The 14,799-nt window shown below is 54.2% G+C and carries 14 protein-coding genes; 3 read left to right on the forward strand and 11 right to left on the reverse strand.

Going from position 1 to position 14,799, the window contains the following annotated elements:
- Positions 1–3 precede the first annotated feature (3 nt).
- The 10 genes from gspI to ACK4S7_RS00865 form a co-directional block, all read right to left on the reverse strand.
- A complete protein-coding gene (gene gspI, locus ACK4S7_RS00820; RefSeq protein WP_409643508.1) occupies positions 4–387 on the reverse strand; it encodes a type II secretion system minor pseudopilin GspI in 384 nt (127 codons plus the stop codon).
- Positions 377–871 (reverse strand): GspH/FimT family pseudopilin, encoded by a 495-nt coding sequence (locus tag ACK4S7_RS00825; protein ID WP_409643510.1) that lies wholly within the window; start codon positions 869–871, stop codon positions 377–379. Before ACK4S7_RS00825 ends, gspI begins: the two co-directional genes overlap by 11 nt.
- Positions 843–1,325 carry a type II secretion system major pseudopilin GspG gene (gene gspG, locus ACK4S7_RS00830; RefSeq protein WP_409643638.1) on the reverse strand — a complete coding sequence of 161 codons (483 nt, stop codon included), beginning with the start codon at positions 1,323–1,325 and terminating at the stop codon, positions 843–845. Before gspG ends, ACK4S7_RS00825 begins: the two co-directional genes overlap by 29 nt.
- The gene (gene gspF, locus ACK4S7_RS00835) at positions 1,322–2,539 is read right to left on the reverse strand and encodes a type II secretion system inner membrane protein GspF (RefSeq protein WP_409643513.1); all 1,218 of its coding nucleotides are present in this window, start codon (positions 2,537–2,539) and stop codon (positions 1,322–1,324) included. Before gspF ends, gspG begins: the two co-directional genes overlap by 4 nt.
- Positions 2,532–4,088, reverse strand: a complete 1,557-nt coding sequence (gene gspE / locus ACK4S7_RS00840; protein WP_409643516.1) for a type II secretion system ATPase GspE — start codon at positions 4,086–4,088, stop codon at positions 2,532–2,534. The genes gspF and gspE overlap by 8 nt, the downstream gene beginning before the upstream one ends.
- Positions 4,088–6,268: a type II secretion system secretin GspD gene (gene gspD / locus ACK4S7_RS00845; RefSeq protein ID WP_409643518.1), complete on the reverse strand. Its 2,181-nt coding sequence runs from the start codon at positions 6,266–6,268 to the stop codon at positions 4,088–4,090. The genes gspE and gspD overlap by 1 nt, the downstream gene beginning before the upstream one ends.
- On the reverse strand, positions 6,265–7,077 hold the full coding sequence (locus ACK4S7_RS00850) for a type II secretion system protein N (protein ID WP_409643520.1): 813 nt from the start codon (positions 7,075–7,077) through the stop codon (positions 6,265–6,267). The genes gspD and ACK4S7_RS00850 overlap by 4 nt, the downstream gene beginning before the upstream one ends.
- A 189-nt stretch (positions 7,078–7,266) precedes the next feature.
- Positions 7,267–9,963, reverse strand: coding sequence for a TonB-dependent receptor domain-containing protein (locus ACK4S7_RS00855; protein WP_409643522.1), 2,697 nt, complete (start codon positions 9,961–9,963; stop codon positions 7,267–7,269).
- An 81-nt stretch (positions 9,964–10,044) separates the two neighbouring features.
- Positions 10,045–11,616, reverse strand: coding sequence for a hypothetical protein (locus ACK4S7_RS00860; RefSeq protein ID WP_409643524.1), 1,572 nt, complete (start codon positions 11,614–11,616; stop codon positions 10,045–10,047).
- 275 nt (positions 11,617–11,891) lie between these two features.
- Complete coding sequence (locus ACK4S7_RS00865) at positions 11,892–12,266, reverse strand: tetratricopeptide repeat protein (protein ID WP_409643527.1); 375 nt, start codon at positions 12,264–12,266, stop codon at positions 11,892–11,894.
- A gap of 234 nt (positions 12,267–12,500) precedes the next feature.
- On the opposite strand from ACK4S7_RS00865, the gene ACK4S7_RS00870 reads away from it, so the two are divergent.
- From ACK4S7_RS00870 to ACK4S7_RS00880, 3 genes are read left to right on the forward strand one after another with little or no spacing between them, the layout of a single operon-like run.
- A complete protein-coding gene (locus ACK4S7_RS00870; protein WP_409643529.1) occupies positions 12,501–13,007 on the forward strand; it encodes a hypothetical protein in 507 nt (168 codons plus the stop codon).
- Positions 13,004–13,462, forward strand: coding sequence for a phage holin family protein (locus tag ACK4S7_RS00875; RefSeq protein WP_409643531.1), 459 nt, complete (start codon positions 13,004–13,006; stop codon positions 13,460–13,462). The genes ACK4S7_RS00870 and ACK4S7_RS00875 overlap by 4 nt, the downstream gene beginning before the upstream one ends.
- 12 nt (positions 13,463–13,474) lie before the next feature.
- Positions 13,475–14,356 carry a DUF3618 domain-containing protein gene (locus ACK4S7_RS00880; protein WP_409643533.1) on the forward strand — a complete coding sequence of 294 codons (882 nt, stop codon included), beginning with the start codon at positions 13,475–13,477 and terminating at the stop codon, positions 14,354–14,356.
- 148 nt (positions 14,357–14,504) lie between these two features.
- Here ACK4S7_RS00880 and ACK4S7_RS00885 read toward each other — a convergent pair whose 3' ends face one another.
- Complete coding sequence (locus tag ACK4S7_RS00885) at positions 14,505–14,717, reverse strand: hypothetical protein (RefSeq protein ID WP_409643535.1); 213 nt, start codon at positions 14,715–14,717, stop codon at positions 14,505–14,507.
- Between the last annotated feature and the right edge of the window lie 82 nt (positions 14,718–14,799).

A 14,799-nucleotide genomic window follows, 5' to 3' on the forward strand; every position in this document is an offset into this window, starting at 1 on the left:
GGCTCACTGCTCAACTGGCCTTGCAATAGTCAGGCGGGCCCTACGCAGAGCAGCGCTGCCGGTGCCTGCGACGACAATATCTACGGTAACCAGACGGCTATCATCAGTCGAACTCGCCGTTGCAGTCCACATCCAATTTTGGCCTCCGTTCATGTCTTCGCCGCGCGTTTCTCCCAACGTCGGCGACGCAGGGTTAGAAAGAATGTCTACGGCGACATTGCGTGCCACCTGCCAAGCCACGCTGCTATCGCCCAAATTCGCGGTTGAGCGCACAGAGTAACCCTGCAAACGGACCATCGCCAACGCCGCAAGACTGAAGATTGCCAAAGCAACCATGATTTCCAACAGCGTAAAGCCGTTTTGCTGCGACCGGGGATTAGCGGACAACACGGATATCGCCGGTGGCCGAAAGCATTAGTGTAACGGCTGCATCATCATGTTTGATGACTATTTTTGCCGCACTGGATGGCATTCCGGTGCTATCGAACGCGACGCGTATCTGCCGTGCGTCGGACAGATCGACTGTTGTGCCACGTTGCCATTCCGTCGTTGAGAACGGCGGTTCTGTCAGGGAAGTCCAACTGCGATCCTTGCGCGCCTCAAAGCCGTAACCAGACGGACGAACCGTCACCGCCATTGATCGGGATTGCAAGATTGCGTGATCTCTCAGCGCGGCAACGCGAGCGGCAAACTGCTCGGCTTCATCGCGCACTCCTCGTTCCGGTGAGCGTACGGTCATAACAACGGCGGCGCTGGCAATCCCGATTATAAACAGCACGACCATCAATTCCGTCAAGGTGAAGCCGCGCTCATGATCGGGCGTAACATATTGAGCTGAGCGTTTAGTCCCCGTAAATATCGGCATTTTCATTCTCGCCCCCGGGCGCGCCATCGGCACCTAGAGAATAGACATCAAAGGCGCCGGTTTTTCCAGGCATGCTATACTGATATGGGCGATTCCAGGGGTCCATTGGTAATTTTTTGATATAACCTTCGCTCCGCATTCCATTTGAGGCAGGCGGCGTGACCAAAGCTTGCAGGCCGGCACCGGCGTCGGGGTATGTCAGGTTATCAAGCCTATAGGTTTCCAATGCTTGCCCCAAAACGGCAATATCCGCCCTCGCCTTTTGCACCATTGCCTTATCCTGATTAGGCAGCACATTGATGGCGACAACCGTCGTCAACAATGCCAAAATAAACAATGTCACCATCATTTCGACAAGGGTAAATCCGTTCTGCTGGACCTTATTGGTCTTTCGGCTGAATTTGAGCGGTGGCCGGCTTGTGTCCGTAAGCAGATAATAGAATAAGCGGAGCATGACTATAGTCCCGTCAGGTTTTGAAGTTGGAGAATGGGCAGCAAAATCGCCAATATGATGAGCGCCACCACCCCGCCCATCGCGACGATGATGAGCGGCTCTAGCAAAGCTAGTGCTGTACTGGTGAAGTTATCAAATTCGCGCTCGAGATATTCGGCCGCACGTTCGAGCATCACATCAAGCTGACCAGCGCTTTCACCGCTTGCGGTGAGATAAACCAGCAGAGGCGGAAACACACCGCTGGTGCGCATCGCGCCTGAAAGACTGCCGCCGCTGCGCACGGATTCGACGATCTGGTCATTCGCTTCGGCCAATACTTTGTTGCGAATGGTCCCTCCGGTAAGACGCAATCCCTCCAACAACGGCAACCGGCTGGCGACCATCGTTGCCAATGTGCGTGCCATGCGCGCAGCGTGCAGATTGCGTAACAGCTTTCCCAGCAGCGGAATGCGAAGGACATTGCGGTCAACAACCAAGCGAAACGCTGGCTGTTTCAGCGCTTGCGTAAACAGAAACGCGCCCACAAAGGCAATGACGATAAGCACCCAATAATAATCTGCCAAAAACGCGGAAATGCCAATCACAATCCGTGTGATCAGAGGCAATTGTTGGTCGACATTGTCAAACTGTTCAACGACTCGCGGAACCACGGACACCATTAAACCCATCACGACCAAGATCGCGACGAGCGACAGAATTGCAGGATATGCTAGCGCGCCGATCAGCTTGCCACGCATTTCCGCCTGTCGTTCTAACAACACTGCGAGCCGCTCGGTAATCAGCGGCAAAGTCCCTGCCCCTTCGCCCGCAGCGATCATTGCGCGGTACAACGCCGGAAAGCTGTTGCTCTCGCGCCGCATAGCCTCCGACAGCCTTTGGCCTTCAACAACGCCTGCATGCACTTTGGTCAAGATTTGCCGCACGTGCGCCTGTTCGCTTTGACGGCTGATCGTCCGCAAAGCTTCTTCCAACGGCGAAACCTGCGCCAATGACGATAACTGCCGCGTGAATAACGTCAATTGCTTTGTATTTAACCGCGCCTGCCGCTTGAACGGCAAACCGGTTAATGGGGATGCCCGCACTTCCGCTGGTGCCACGCTGACGATATAGAGCTTTTTTAAAATTAACGCTTCGCGTGCCCGGTCATCATTGGCTGCGGCGATCCGGCCACGCCGTTCGCGTCCGTCAGGGTCAATGGCGTGATATGCAAACTCAGGCATCAACTATGTCTTCACGGCGTGAAATGCGAATGGCCTCCTCCGGCGTCGTCTCGCCGCTTCGCACCAATTTGCGCGCGGCGGCACTCAGATTGGGTTGGTTCACAAACGCGTGACGGGCCAAAATGGCTTCATCGCCTCCATCATTTATCAAGCGACGGATGGTGTCGTCTACGCGCACCGCCTCAAATACCCCAATGCGCCCCTGATACCCCGTGTTATTGCACTCAGGGCAGCCAACAGCCTTGTATACGGCCGTACCCTTATCAAAACCAAGCAGGGACGCGGCATTGCCATCCGCCTGAACCGTTTGGCGGCAAACCGGGCACAAACGACGGACGAGCCGTTGCGCAATGACCGCACGCAAGGTCGATGCAAGCAGGAACGGTTCAACCTTCATATCGCGCATCCGCGTAATTGCACCTAGCGCGTCGTTGGTGTGGACCGTCGTGAGCACGAGGTGCCCCGTAAGTGCGGCTTGAACGGCAATATCAGCTGTTTCTCGGTCCCGAATTTCGCCGACCATCACGACATCGGGATCCTGTCTCAATATGGCACGCAATCCAGCCGCAAAAGTCATCCCGACCTTGGAATTCACCTGCGTCTGGCCGATGCCTTCGACTGCATATTCGACCGGATCTTCGACGGTCAAGATGTTGCGTGTACCATCATTCAGACGCTTCAGGCCCGCATAGAGCGTCGTCGTCTTACCGGAACCGGTCGGTCCCGTGACAAGAATGATACCGTTCGGTTCGGCTAGCGCTTCACGCAAAATCTTTAGCGTCTCTTCGGACATACCAAGCAGATCCAAAGAAATTCCGGCGTTTTCATTATCAAGAATACGCATAACGACGCGTTCGCCTGCGCGACTGGGTAAGGTGGATACCCGCACATCTACCATCTTGCCGCCAAGAGTCAGGCCTATCCGCCCGTCCTGCGGTATGCGGCGCTCTGCGATGTCCAGACGTGCCATCACCTTTATGCGGCTGACGACCACCGGTGCGACATTAGCAGGCAACCGAAGCCGTTCTTGCAAAACACCATCGGCGCGCATGCGGATGACGAGGCCCGTTTCATAAGGCTCAATGTGAATGTCCGAAACACCCTGGCGAACGGCCTCGGCGATGATACCATTGATTAATCGGATCACGGGCGCGTCATCTGCGCTGTCTAGCAAATCGTCTGCACTCGGTAACATATCAGACAATAAATCGCTGTCATTATTACCAATTGACCCGGCCATCGCTGCGGCGCTGCCGTCCATCGCATAATGGTGCGACAGATACCGATCAAATGTCTGGTTATCCGCCATTTCCACGTCGAAAGGCATTGCGAGATAACGCCGCACCTCAAGCAACATAAGCGGATCGGCACCCTCTCGCATGGCGACGATCATACGGTCGTTGCTTTCCTGCCGTAAAACCAGTCCCTGGGCCGTGGGAAACGCATAAGGCAAATCGAGCAATGGGGTGATCTGGTCAACTGTAACAGATGCGCCGGGGCCGGAGCGTGTGACGCTCTCCTGCTCCGATGCTCCCCCCGGTCGAGTCATTATTGACCGTCCCCGTTGACGACGGCGCTTGGCGGAACCGCCTCGGGCTGAAGCGGACCTCCTGCTGGCAGCCGGGTTAGATTTCCGTCCGCTCCGATCATGATGTCATTTGCACGGGGACTTGGTTCCGTTGGAGGAACCGCGCCCATATAATCACGCAGCAGCTCATCGATGCTCGGCTCAATATCCGGATTGCGAACGCGCTGCATATCGCGGACATAATCATATCGCCGCGCCGTCAACCGGTCACCGTCTTCACGGCTGCGCAAGATAGTGGGCCGGATGAACACCATCAAATTGGTCTTGCTTCGGCTACGGCTGCGCGATTTAAACAATTCACCGATGATTGGGATGTCACTTAGCAAAGGAATGCGTTCAATTGTGCGTCGTTCGTCATCGTTCAGCAAGCCACCAATCGCCAGCAACTGGCCGTCGCCGACGGTCAGCGTCGTCTCAAATTCGCGCTTGTTGAGAATTAGGTCACTTGACCGGGAAGAAACAGGACCAGCGACACTCGACACTTCTTGCTTCAGGAACAATTTGACGTCACCCTGCGCGTTTACCTGCGGTGTTACCTCAAGCTTTATGCCGACTTCTTGCCTTTGCACCGTGCGGAAAGCATTTTCGAAATTGGCGGATAATTGCTCGCCTGTGCTTACGGGCACTTCTTGGCCGACAAGAAACTTCGCCTTTTGGTTGTTCAACGTCACAATATGCGGCGTCGCCAAAAGGTTGGATTCAGTATCAGCGGCAATCGCGTTAATAATCGTGCCAAATATGGCGTTCCTGCCAATGTCGAGCGCAAAGCCGCCGAAACCTCCTGTTGCGCTTAATATCGACGCCGCAGCAGCCTCTTGAAGGCTGTCACCCAAGGCGCTGTTCGTCGACGTAGTCGTTGTGTTTCCATTGACCGTTGTTGTTGTACGCGTCAGTTCTTCGGCGCCGATAGCGCCAGCGATGGTAAGGATGTTGGGGGTTGCGTTGGAATAATTTGTCGCCGCAAAAGGCGCGTTTTTGCCGCCAACCAAAAATTGAACGCCAAGCTTTTTTGCAGCCTCATTCCCGATTTCAACAACGATCGCCTCGACTAAAACCTGTTCAGGCCGGGTATCAAGTTGCCGAATGAGTTCGCCTAACGTTCGCTGCACCTCAGGATTGGCGGCGACAATTAGGGCATTGGTACCTTCGTAACGCGTTACGACGACTGGACCCCGTCCGCCAAAGCCGTTGACGCCCGTCCCTGACGAAGTTGCGGCAATCGGTGCTGCTACTGGCGCCTGTCCACCATTGGCCGCGGGAGCGGACATAGGTGGCACACTGTTGTTCTGTGATCCGCCATTTTGGCCACCGATAAGCGATTGCACAGTTTCCAACAATGTAGCAGCATTGGCATGTTCAAGCCGGTAGACCCGGATTTCCGCACCCGATTGCGCCCGCGCATCAAGCTGTTTCGCCATGGCGACAAAGCGGGCCACAGACGTCGGATCACCACGCAGGGCAATTGCGTTACTGCTGTCGATAGCAGCGATCGATACGGGTGACCGCCCACCCTCGCCCCCGCCTTGGCCTGCTAGCCCCTGTAACGCGGTTGCGATTTCGCGGGCCCCTGCATTGTCCAGGGTAACTATCTGTGTGGCTGCGCTATCGCGGTCGATCTGGCGAAGCAGATCACGGATGCGGCGGATATTGTCTGCATAGTCTGCGACCACAAGGCTATTCGCGCTACGGTTTGCCGTCAGCGAGCCTTCACGGCTGATGAGTGGGCGTAATGTTTCCACAGCAGTGGTGGCATCAATTGAACGCAAGCGGAAAACTTCGGTAACAAACTGGCTGGCGGCGGCGGTTCGGCTGCCAACGCGAGTGGGTTGAGTTGCAGCACCATCAGAGGGCTGAATGCGATAGCCACCTCCCCGAATAGGGATGGCGACAAGGCCATTGGCGCGTAGTGTTGACAAAAACACCTCAAAATATTCCGACCGCGACAATGGTCTGTCGGTCACAACGGAAACCTTACCCGTTACTCGGCCATCCACGATGAAAGTCTGGCCTGTGACCCGCGCGGCGTCTTGCACAAACGCACGAATATCAGCGTCTCGCACATTAAGCGTGTGCTGCGCAGCCAACGGGTTGGCAAAGGCCAACGCGCTGCATGCCAACAATAAGGAAAATTTACGGATCACTGTTGTTCCAAATTTAGAGCTATGGGAATCTTGGAGCCGCCGCGTTCGACTTCAACGCTCACACGGGCTCCCGGCCTCAATTGAGCAGCAATGTCGGCCGCAGAGGAAACTGGCCGGCCATTGACGGAGACAACTACGTCGCCAGCTTGAAATCCAGCAAGGCGAAGCATCGTCCCATCGTCGCGGGGTTGGAGAACAAAGCCCGTTACCCTGCCCGCTTCATTGCGTGGCGCAAAACCGATGGCTTTTTGTAAGTTGTCAGCATTCAACCCCCCAATACTGCCCAGTGCGGACGCTCCAGCTTGCGGCATGTTTCCTGACGGGCCGACCGTTTCGGCGGGCACCGATTGATCAAGATAAAGCGATTCCTTGACCCCGCCTCTCGACAAAATGACATGGTCAAAGGCAACGGAATCGAGCGTTACTCCGGGGGCAACCTCTTCACCGACCCCGAAGCTGTTCTGAACGCCGTCATCGCCCGCGATAATCGCTGAACCTCCACCAGAACTTTCATTTGCACGAACACCAAAAAGGACGAGGCTTAGGGCTGTAACATTTTGCGTTGCCGTCTCAGTTGAGTCGTTACGATAAAACGGGTCGAAGCCAGAAAACAGCGAAAACCGGGCCGACGGCGGCACTATATTGACCGACGGCGCCCGCCAGCCCGTAGTTGGACCGATTGGCGTGACAATGACCCAAAATAGCCGCGCTACCTGAACCGCTAATAAAATGCCAAGCAAGACAATAGCTAAGCTGCCAAGTGGCACCGACGTCAGCCGATGCGATTGCACCTTAACCCTTTCAGCCAACGATATTGCCACACGACCTCCTAAGCGAATCCGCCCGATGATGCGGAACTAAGACGCCGCTGTGACTTAAAAGTGAAGTTAAAATGACAGATTCGTGACGAATTACACATAGCAACAGACGAGGTACAAAATTACGGCGACACATTTGTACCCAAATATGTCGCCGCAAGTCTGGCGGGGGTAAATCCGTTAAAAGGTAATTTCGACGCCTATCGAAGCGCTTATGCCCTGTTTGAAGCGGTTGTAAAAAATTCTGTTCTCTCCGCTTTCTTGCAATTCCTGATATCTGGTGTTGGTCAGGTTCCGAACTTCAAATTTTAGTTCAGCTTCCTTCCCGCCCACGGTGAAGCCTTCGCGAGCAACAAAATCCAGTTGAATGCCAGGTTTTTCCTTAATGTCGGGCTGCCCCGATGCGCCACGGCTCGTGACACGCTCGGTGGCATAAGTGAACAAGATAGTTTGCTGCGACAGGCGCTCGGTATCCTCAAAACCAAGCTGCAAGTTGACCAAATGGTCCGATTGCCCCGTCAATGGCGAACCGTCAGTGAAGAAATCGAGTGCGCTTGTGGACGACGAGTTGAACACTGCAACCGGATCGCCTGCTTTCACACTCAGTTTCGACTGCGTGTAAGTGTAATTAGCGATAACGATTGCCCGGCGGGTTGAGAAAAACCCTTTCTCACCCAAACCCGACAAATCGAAAAATTTCTGCGTTTCAATCTCTACGCCGTACAGGTCCGCTTGGGGTGCATTGGCAAAGCTGGTCACGACCGAGTTGTCGTCAAAGCTTGAAAAAGACTCAATCGGCTTGTTTATCCGTTTAAAAAAGCCAGCGATGGTGAACCGTTGGTCGCGGTCAAAATACCATTCATATCGGGCCTCGGCATTGTACAACTGGCTGTCGGTCAACAATGGGTTTCCGCGGAACAGACGATTGGAATCTGTGTCGTAGTAATTTTGGAATATCAGCTCGCGGAACTGCGGACGCGCGATAGTCTTGGAGCCGCTCAGCCGGAACTTCATTTGGTCGGTTATGTCCCACGTCAACGTCGCGGCTGGCAACCAATATGCCCGGTCCAGGCTCGTCGAAGCCAGCGACGCTGTTGGTACATTGAATACTTGTACCGGAGCAACCGACTGTGTCGCAGTTTCGTAGCGAACACCTATGTTCAAGCTTAGTTCCGGCGTTATAAACGCCTGGAGCTGGCCATATCCCGCATGGGTGAGCAATCCGGCATCAAAAACCGGGTTGGCCTCATTCGTGTCGGTCAGTGTGATGTTGTAGAAATTGATGACGTCAGGCTGAAGCAGAAAATCCGGCCGGAACAGCGCAGAGACGACAGGCGTACCGCCCGGAGCGGTGAACAAAAAGTCGCGACGCTCGGTGCGACGCTTTGTGTCTGAATAAGCATAGCCAATCGCGCCCGTGATATCTGGCGTGATCTTGGCCGACAGGTCAACGCTGCCTGACCACAAATTTTCGTTGAGGTAGGAATAGCTCACCTCCGCGCTGCCTTGCTGACCATTGTTAAGCCGGTTAATAAAAACCTGACCAAAGGGATCGGACGCCTGGTTGCTGCGATAATATTCAAAACTGAGTTCGTCCGGAGCTTCTCGTTTCGAATTGGCATAACCAACACGGAAGCTGAAATTGACGTCTGGTGAAAGCTTAAATTCACCGACAAGCTGCGAATTCACGAGCTGGCGTTCATACCAGGCAGTATCCTGCTGCAACAGGGTTGCAGTTGGTGACAGATTTTGGCGTGTACCAATTCCAAGACGGGCTTGCTTTAGCGTGTCGCGGATGAAAACATTTGTCCACCGGACCTTCTGCTCGCCCGCTTCGATGCCAAATCCAACAAGGCCATTTACGACAATTCGGTTGTCGGTAATGACCCGCTGAAAATCGAGTTCTTTCTGGCTAAGGTCTAGCGTCGACGCTGTTTGCTGCAACGTGTCACGTGTGCGCCATCTGTTGCTGTAGCCAGCATTAAACAAAATGCCCATGGTGGCGTCATCGCCAATTTCAAAATTGGTGCCGCCGGTGATGTTCGCAGAACCATTTGCAGGCAAGTTGTAATCACGCTGCACGACGGCGTTGCGGCCCGTCACCAATTGGCTGGCAATGGCTTGGGTATCAACGCCGCCAGCACTGATACGCTGGCCGCTGGCGAGATAGGCCGCAAGTGCGGGCTTCAAATCACGGCTTCCGTTGTCAAAGCCGCTCCAATCCATTGAGCTGCCATAATATGTATAGCCAAGCTGATTGGTTGTTTCGCTGTTGATGCTAACGTCAGAGCTAACGGTAAGGAATGTTTCGCGCGGAATAGCCTTAGTGGTGAGGTTAATAACGCCCCCGCCAAATTCGCCCGGAAAGTTCGCTGAATAGGTTTTCTGGACCAGCGACGAGGCAATTACGCTTGTCGGGAAGAGATCCAGCGGAACCACACGCTTCAGGGGTTCGGGGCTTGGTAGGGGCGAACCGTTGAGCAAAGCAAGGGAATAGCGATCGCCCAATCCACGCACATAGACGAAGCCGCCGCCAACAACACTCAAGCCGGTCACCCGCGAGAGCGCGCCAGCAATATCGCCCTCCCCGGTCCGTTCAATATCGGCTGCGGACAGCACTGACACAACTTGCGGGGCATTTTTTGAAATATTCCGGTCAAGATACCCACGCACGACGATTTCTTCGCCCCCGATCGAGACATCAACTTCTTCTTCAGCCGGTCGCTCTGGAGTGTTTACGGCGCTCTGCGGCGTTGGCTCTGCTGCTTCATTCGCTTCGGTTTCCGCTGCCTCGGCACTTTGCACTAATGCCATCGCAGGCGAGGCAAGCGCGGACGTTACAAGCAACAGGCTGATTGCCCCCAATGGCTTCAACATTTTTATTCCCTTTTTCTTATTTAAAAAAGGGGTGGGACGCCTGGCAAAGCCTGCATCCCACCCCCAATTAGCTATCGGCTATCAAAAGGTAGGGAGCGACGTGCAAAGACCGGTGACGCTTGTGCCAAAAGTGGCAGTTGCGCTGTTGCAGGTCCAACCCGCATACCAGGTATCGTTGGCATCGCGAACCGCACCGACATAGGTTGTTGCATCAAAGAACGCGTTCAGCGTGCTTGCGTTGAAGGCGGTGACGGCCGTTTCATTTGCACCATTTACGAATAACGAAGTCAGGCTTGGCGTGAACGCGATGTTGTTATTGTTGCTGCCGGAACCAAATACTGCTGCAACGTCTGCCTCAGATACCCCGTTCGAACCCCGGAAAGCTGGCGTGCCACATTGCGCGACGACGGAGCGGACCAAAGGCGCGCCGGCTTCATCGATGCTGGGGTCAACTGTCGCCGAAATGGTCTGCGGGCGGCTGATGCGCAAGCATGACGTGTTCGGGCTGACAATTACGCCGTTGACCAGCGAATAATCGGTACCCCCACGCAGCAAGATCGCCGACAGATTCCCGATATTGGCGCGTTGGATGAAAGTGAAGTTTGCTAGTCGGGTATTCTGACGCGGCAAGTTGCCATCAAGCGCATTGTCCGAATCGGCTTCAATCATCGAATCGCCAGCCCCTGGACGCTGCACGGCAATCATATACTGGATATTCGCTTTGACGCCGGTGTCAGTGTCGAGATTGTCGTCATCCGCGCCAACTGCCACGAAATATTTCATATTCACGCTGCCGCCGAAAAATTCGACTGCATCGTCTGAACTATTGAAGGACTGGATATGGTCTAGCACTGTACCGGAACCTACGCCTCCCGTCGTAAGCGACTGAAGTTCTGAGTCACCGGAAAGCACAAAGCCGGAATAACGGATCTGTACGTAACTCATTCGACCGCTGTTGTCGGCAGAGTTCGCGCCGCCATAACGTGCCGGATCGACTGCGCCCTCAACCTGACGTTCGCAAGCGACGGTGCCAGGTGTGGCCGCTGGTGCAAGGCAATCGGTGACAGGAGCGCGACCATTTAGGACGACACCGCCCCACTGGCCAATGGAGTTGTCGGTATTCAGGCCCAAAACATTATCACGGCTGGTGAATATGATAGGGAGCGCGGCGGTACCCACGGCATTGATCCGGTTGCCGCGGTTGACGTTAAGCCAGGAAACACCAGTTCCCCCAAAGACAATTACGCCCGGCGCGATAGTCAACGTAACCGCAGTATTGGTTGATGAAGCGCCTTGATCGGTGCCAACATCAACGCGGCCACCTAAACGGTATAGCAATCCGGCTACCTTAGGCAGCGATATGCTCGTGTTGATTTGCGCAGGCAAAGTGCAGACGCGGTAAGTGCCGGTTGGGCCTGAAATTGTGCCACTGTCCGTGAGGCCTTGCGGGTCAGAAATAGTAGGGCAACCAGTCGCGGCTGCAACAGTGGCCGGTGGCGGTGGTGGGGGTGGCGGAGGCGGTGGAGCAGCTGGGTTATTAATGGTGATGTTACCGCCGGTGCCTGGCGACGCGATATCGTCTGCGCCACAGCCAGTAACAAGGACGGCGGCTGCTGTCGCATACACGATTCCGCGCAATTTAGGGTCTAACATTCTCATTCTCCGCAACAATTATGACTTGCCCGATTATAGGCAGATGCAACGGACCAGCGACGAATCAACATAAGGCCCCACCCGTTGACCTTGCGGCGAATAGAAGCCCCCTGTGACACGGCTGTGCTTTTCACATTGCAGTTGAAAGAATGTTTTGCGTCAATCTCGTGACATTGCGCAGTGGTGCGTAGCCCATGCCTCAGGCATGCAAAAAAAGGCGAACCGTTGGCTCGCCTTAATACAGTCGTCTTTGTGAAGTTCTGAAGTTAGATTATTTATCGGGCCGCCATACGCGTCTGCAAATTGGCGTAGGCTTGACGCGCAACGTCTTTGGAATTCACCACACGGCCGTCAGCAAGGACCAATTCGACATTTTCCCGGCTTAGCATTGCCGTCCTGAACATTTGCGCCGCCTCATCAGTCCGGCCCATGCGGGCATAAGCGCGGCCAAGATTTAACAACTTCGCCGGATCGTGCTTGCTCACCAGACCGCTTGTCATGATTTCAGTAACCGCTCGTTCGTTATCGCCACGTATGAGCGCTTCATAACCAATCGAGCCTTTTGGATAAGCGACTTCACGGCTGGGCTCCGCGTGCGCAACGCCCCAGGTCGATCCAATAACAACTGCGGACAATACAAGCAGTTTCATAACACATCTCCTCATACGACAAATATTACACTTATATGACATGTATTGCAATATAATTGTCACAAAGGCGACCGGGTTGCTCGGCGTAATAGTCCGAGCTCGATTACGCGGCTCAACAGCATCAGGTGAAAGCTTGCTAGCGCGCTGTGAACCGTGAACGATATTCATTTTCTCAAGGAACCTTCACAGCGCAGCGCCATTCCTAATTTACCTACAAACTAGAAAGGGCCAATCATGCAGCCACAATCCGAAACCGCAAAACCCGTTGGCGCCGAACTTCTGTCCGATGCTAAAAACGTTGGTTCAACCGCCGTAGATCGACTCCATAGTGAAGTCGATGCACGCAAAGGCGATGCAGTAACTCAAGTGCAAGCCGTTTCTTCAACCATCGAACGCGCCGTCGAAGGTTTGGATGCTAATGCGCCGTCTTGGCTTAAGTCTGCGCTCGAACAGGGTGCACAACAGGTCAAATCCTTTGCCGAAACACTGGACCAGAACGACAGCCGTCAAATGGTTACTCAGGTGAGTGAATTTGCGAAACGCTCGCCAGGGACCTTTCTTGGCGCTTGCGCCGCAGTAGGGTTCGCCGCCGCTCGAGTCTTTAAAGCAGGCAGTGACGAACAAAGCCCGACGCAATTGAATGCCGTGTCAGGCGTTGAGCCGATACCCACGATGACAACCGATACCACAATGGGAGGCAGTCAGATTAACCCAAATATGCCACGTGGAGAATTTGTATGAATGATCTCGACAGACGCGTCGTGCCAGGGGAGAGCCCTGGTACAACGGCTGGCATAAAGCCCACCACCCATGTGGGCGAGAGCGACAACATCGTCGACCTGCTTCGCGATCTGGTCAACCAAGGTACGCACCTTGCCGATCAGCAGCTCAGTTTAATCAAAGCTGAAGTTCGGGAATCAGCCAGCGACATTAAGACTGCAGCTACCGGGTTAATCGGGGCTGCCGTTGTGGGCATCTCAGGTCTCGGCGTTGTATTGATGGGGCTTGCTTACCTGCTTGCCGACGCAATTGACAACTTAGGTCTAGCGACCCTGATCGTTGGGGCCGTAACCCTTGTGCTTGCGTTCATTCTTTATCGCAGCGCCGCTGCAAAAATGAATGCAACAAATCTCGCTCCCGACCGCACACAACGCACCCTTCAACGTACGCCCGACGCTGTTCGTGGCGAGCTATAAAGGAATAGAAATATGACAACGACGAAACATGACGATCCTGCAGCGATTGAGCGCGAGATCCGCCGCACCCAAGAAAATATGAGTTCAACTGTTGACAGAATTGGCGACCAGTTGAGCATCAAAAACGTCTTTAACGCCCTGCTTGATAAAGCCGATGAAAGCAATGTTGACGCACGCATGCTGCTTGACGGCGCTCGACGCAACCCCGTCGCGCTTGGGCTGATCGCCGCTGGAGCAATCTGGCTCGTGAGCGACAATGATGCCAAACTGCCCTCAATGCCATCAATCGGGTCCAAAACGCCCAAAATGCCGAAGCAGAGCAGCGACAGATTCACTGCAAGCCATGGCGATTATATTTCGCATATGTCGGCCATTGAACGGCATCCCGATGAAGAAGATGCAGCATACCAACGTCGCCGGGACACTGCCCGGTCCAACTTCTTCATGGTTGAACGGGGACATGACGAAGACGAACACACCTTCCGTCAACGTCTGGACGCCATGTCAGAAAAATTCCGCGAGAAGCGACGTGCATGGGCGAATACTTCGACTGATCTACGCGAGTCAGCAAAACACAAAACGCAATTGGCCGCGCACAAAACGCAGGATCTGTATGATGCTAACCCCCTGGTTGGCGGCATATTGGCCGCAGCCATCGGCGCTGCTTTTGGTTCGGTCTTGCCGGTAACGCGGCAAGAAAAAGACAGTTTAGGTACGATAGGACAAAAAGCCCGTCATACGCTTAGCGAGCAAACCGAGCAGGTGGGATCGATGGTCCGCGAAAAGAAGGACGAATTGCTTGAAAAGGCAGATGCGTCATTAAAGAAAGAAAACGCGTCAAATGAAGGCAGCATTGGCGGTGAAGCCGAAACACCTTTCATGGTCAGAAGTTAACTTACCCTCATAAACAAGCCGTCGTTAAACCGCCGTCAGACACAAATCTGGCGGCGGTTTCTTTTTAGACTATCCGGGGGCATCAAAGCGGAAAAGCCGCGGGAGGGTATCCCGCGACCGAAGAATAATAGCGCTAAGGTTAAACAGACTAGTTGGAGCGATCGACCACATGCTCACCGAGGCGCGAACCTTGGGAGTCAAATATGGTCACAATTGTGTTGTTATTTCCCACTGCATCAGGAAGCCTCTTGATGGCATCATCCAAAGTCAGAAATATACTTTCAATGTATCCTGCACCCTGACGCAGCAACTGCCATTCATTATTCTGGCGATCTTCCAGTAACTGATAATGTTCGGTCATGTGAGATATCCTGAGCTGGAAAAGGGTGGACACACCATACCAACAACGGGAGGATTCGCAGGCGATGTGTCCGGACAGCTAA

The organism is Sphingorhabdus sp. (assembly GCF_046292425.1).
GTDB lineage: Bacteria > Pseudomonadota > Alphaproteobacteria > Sphingomonadales > Sphingomonadaceae > Sphingorhabdus_B.

Excerpts from the sequence above, each read along its gene's own strand:
- ACK4S7_RS00885 (WP_409643535.1), bottom strand. The coding sequence starts at position 14,717 with ATGACCGAACATTATCAGTTACTGGAAGATCGCCAGAATAATGAATGG.
- ACK4S7_RS00860 (WP_409643524.1), bottom strand. The coding sequence starts at position 11,616 with ATGTTAGACCCTAAATTGCGCGGAATCGTGTATGCGACAGCAGCCGCC.
- ACK4S7_RS00865 (WP_409643527.1), bottom strand. The coding sequence starts at position 12,266 with ATGAAACTGCTTGTATTGTCCGCAGTTGTTATTGGATCGACCTGGGGC.
- ACK4S7_RS00825 (WP_409643510.1), bottom strand. The coding sequence starts at position 871 with ATGAAAATGCCGATATTTACGGGGACTAAACGCTCAGCTCAATATGTT.
- ACK4S7_RS00870 (WP_409643529.1), top strand. The coding sequence starts at position 12,501 with ATGCAGCCACAATCCGAAACCGCAAAACCCGTTGGCGCCGAACTTCTG.
- ACK4S7_RS00880 (WP_409643533.1), top strand. The coding sequence starts at position 13,475 with ATGACAACGACGAAACATGACGATCCTGCAGCGATTGAGCGCGAGATC.
- ACK4S7_RS00855 (WP_409643522.1), bottom strand. The coding sequence starts at position 9,963 with ATGTTGAAGCCATTGGGGGCAATCAGCCTGTTGCTTGTAACGTCCGCG.
- gspF (WP_409643513.1), bottom strand. The coding sequence starts at position 2,539 with ATGCCTGAGTTTGCATATCACGCCATTGACCCTGACGGACGCGAACGG.
- ACK4S7_RS00875 (WP_409643531.1), top strand. The coding sequence starts at position 13,004 with ATGAATGATCTCGACAGACGCGTCGTGCCAGGGGAGAGCCCTGGTACA.
- gspE (WP_409643516.1), bottom strand. The coding sequence starts at position 4,088 with ATGACTCGACCGGGGGGAGCATCGGAGCAGGAGAGCGTCACACGCTCC.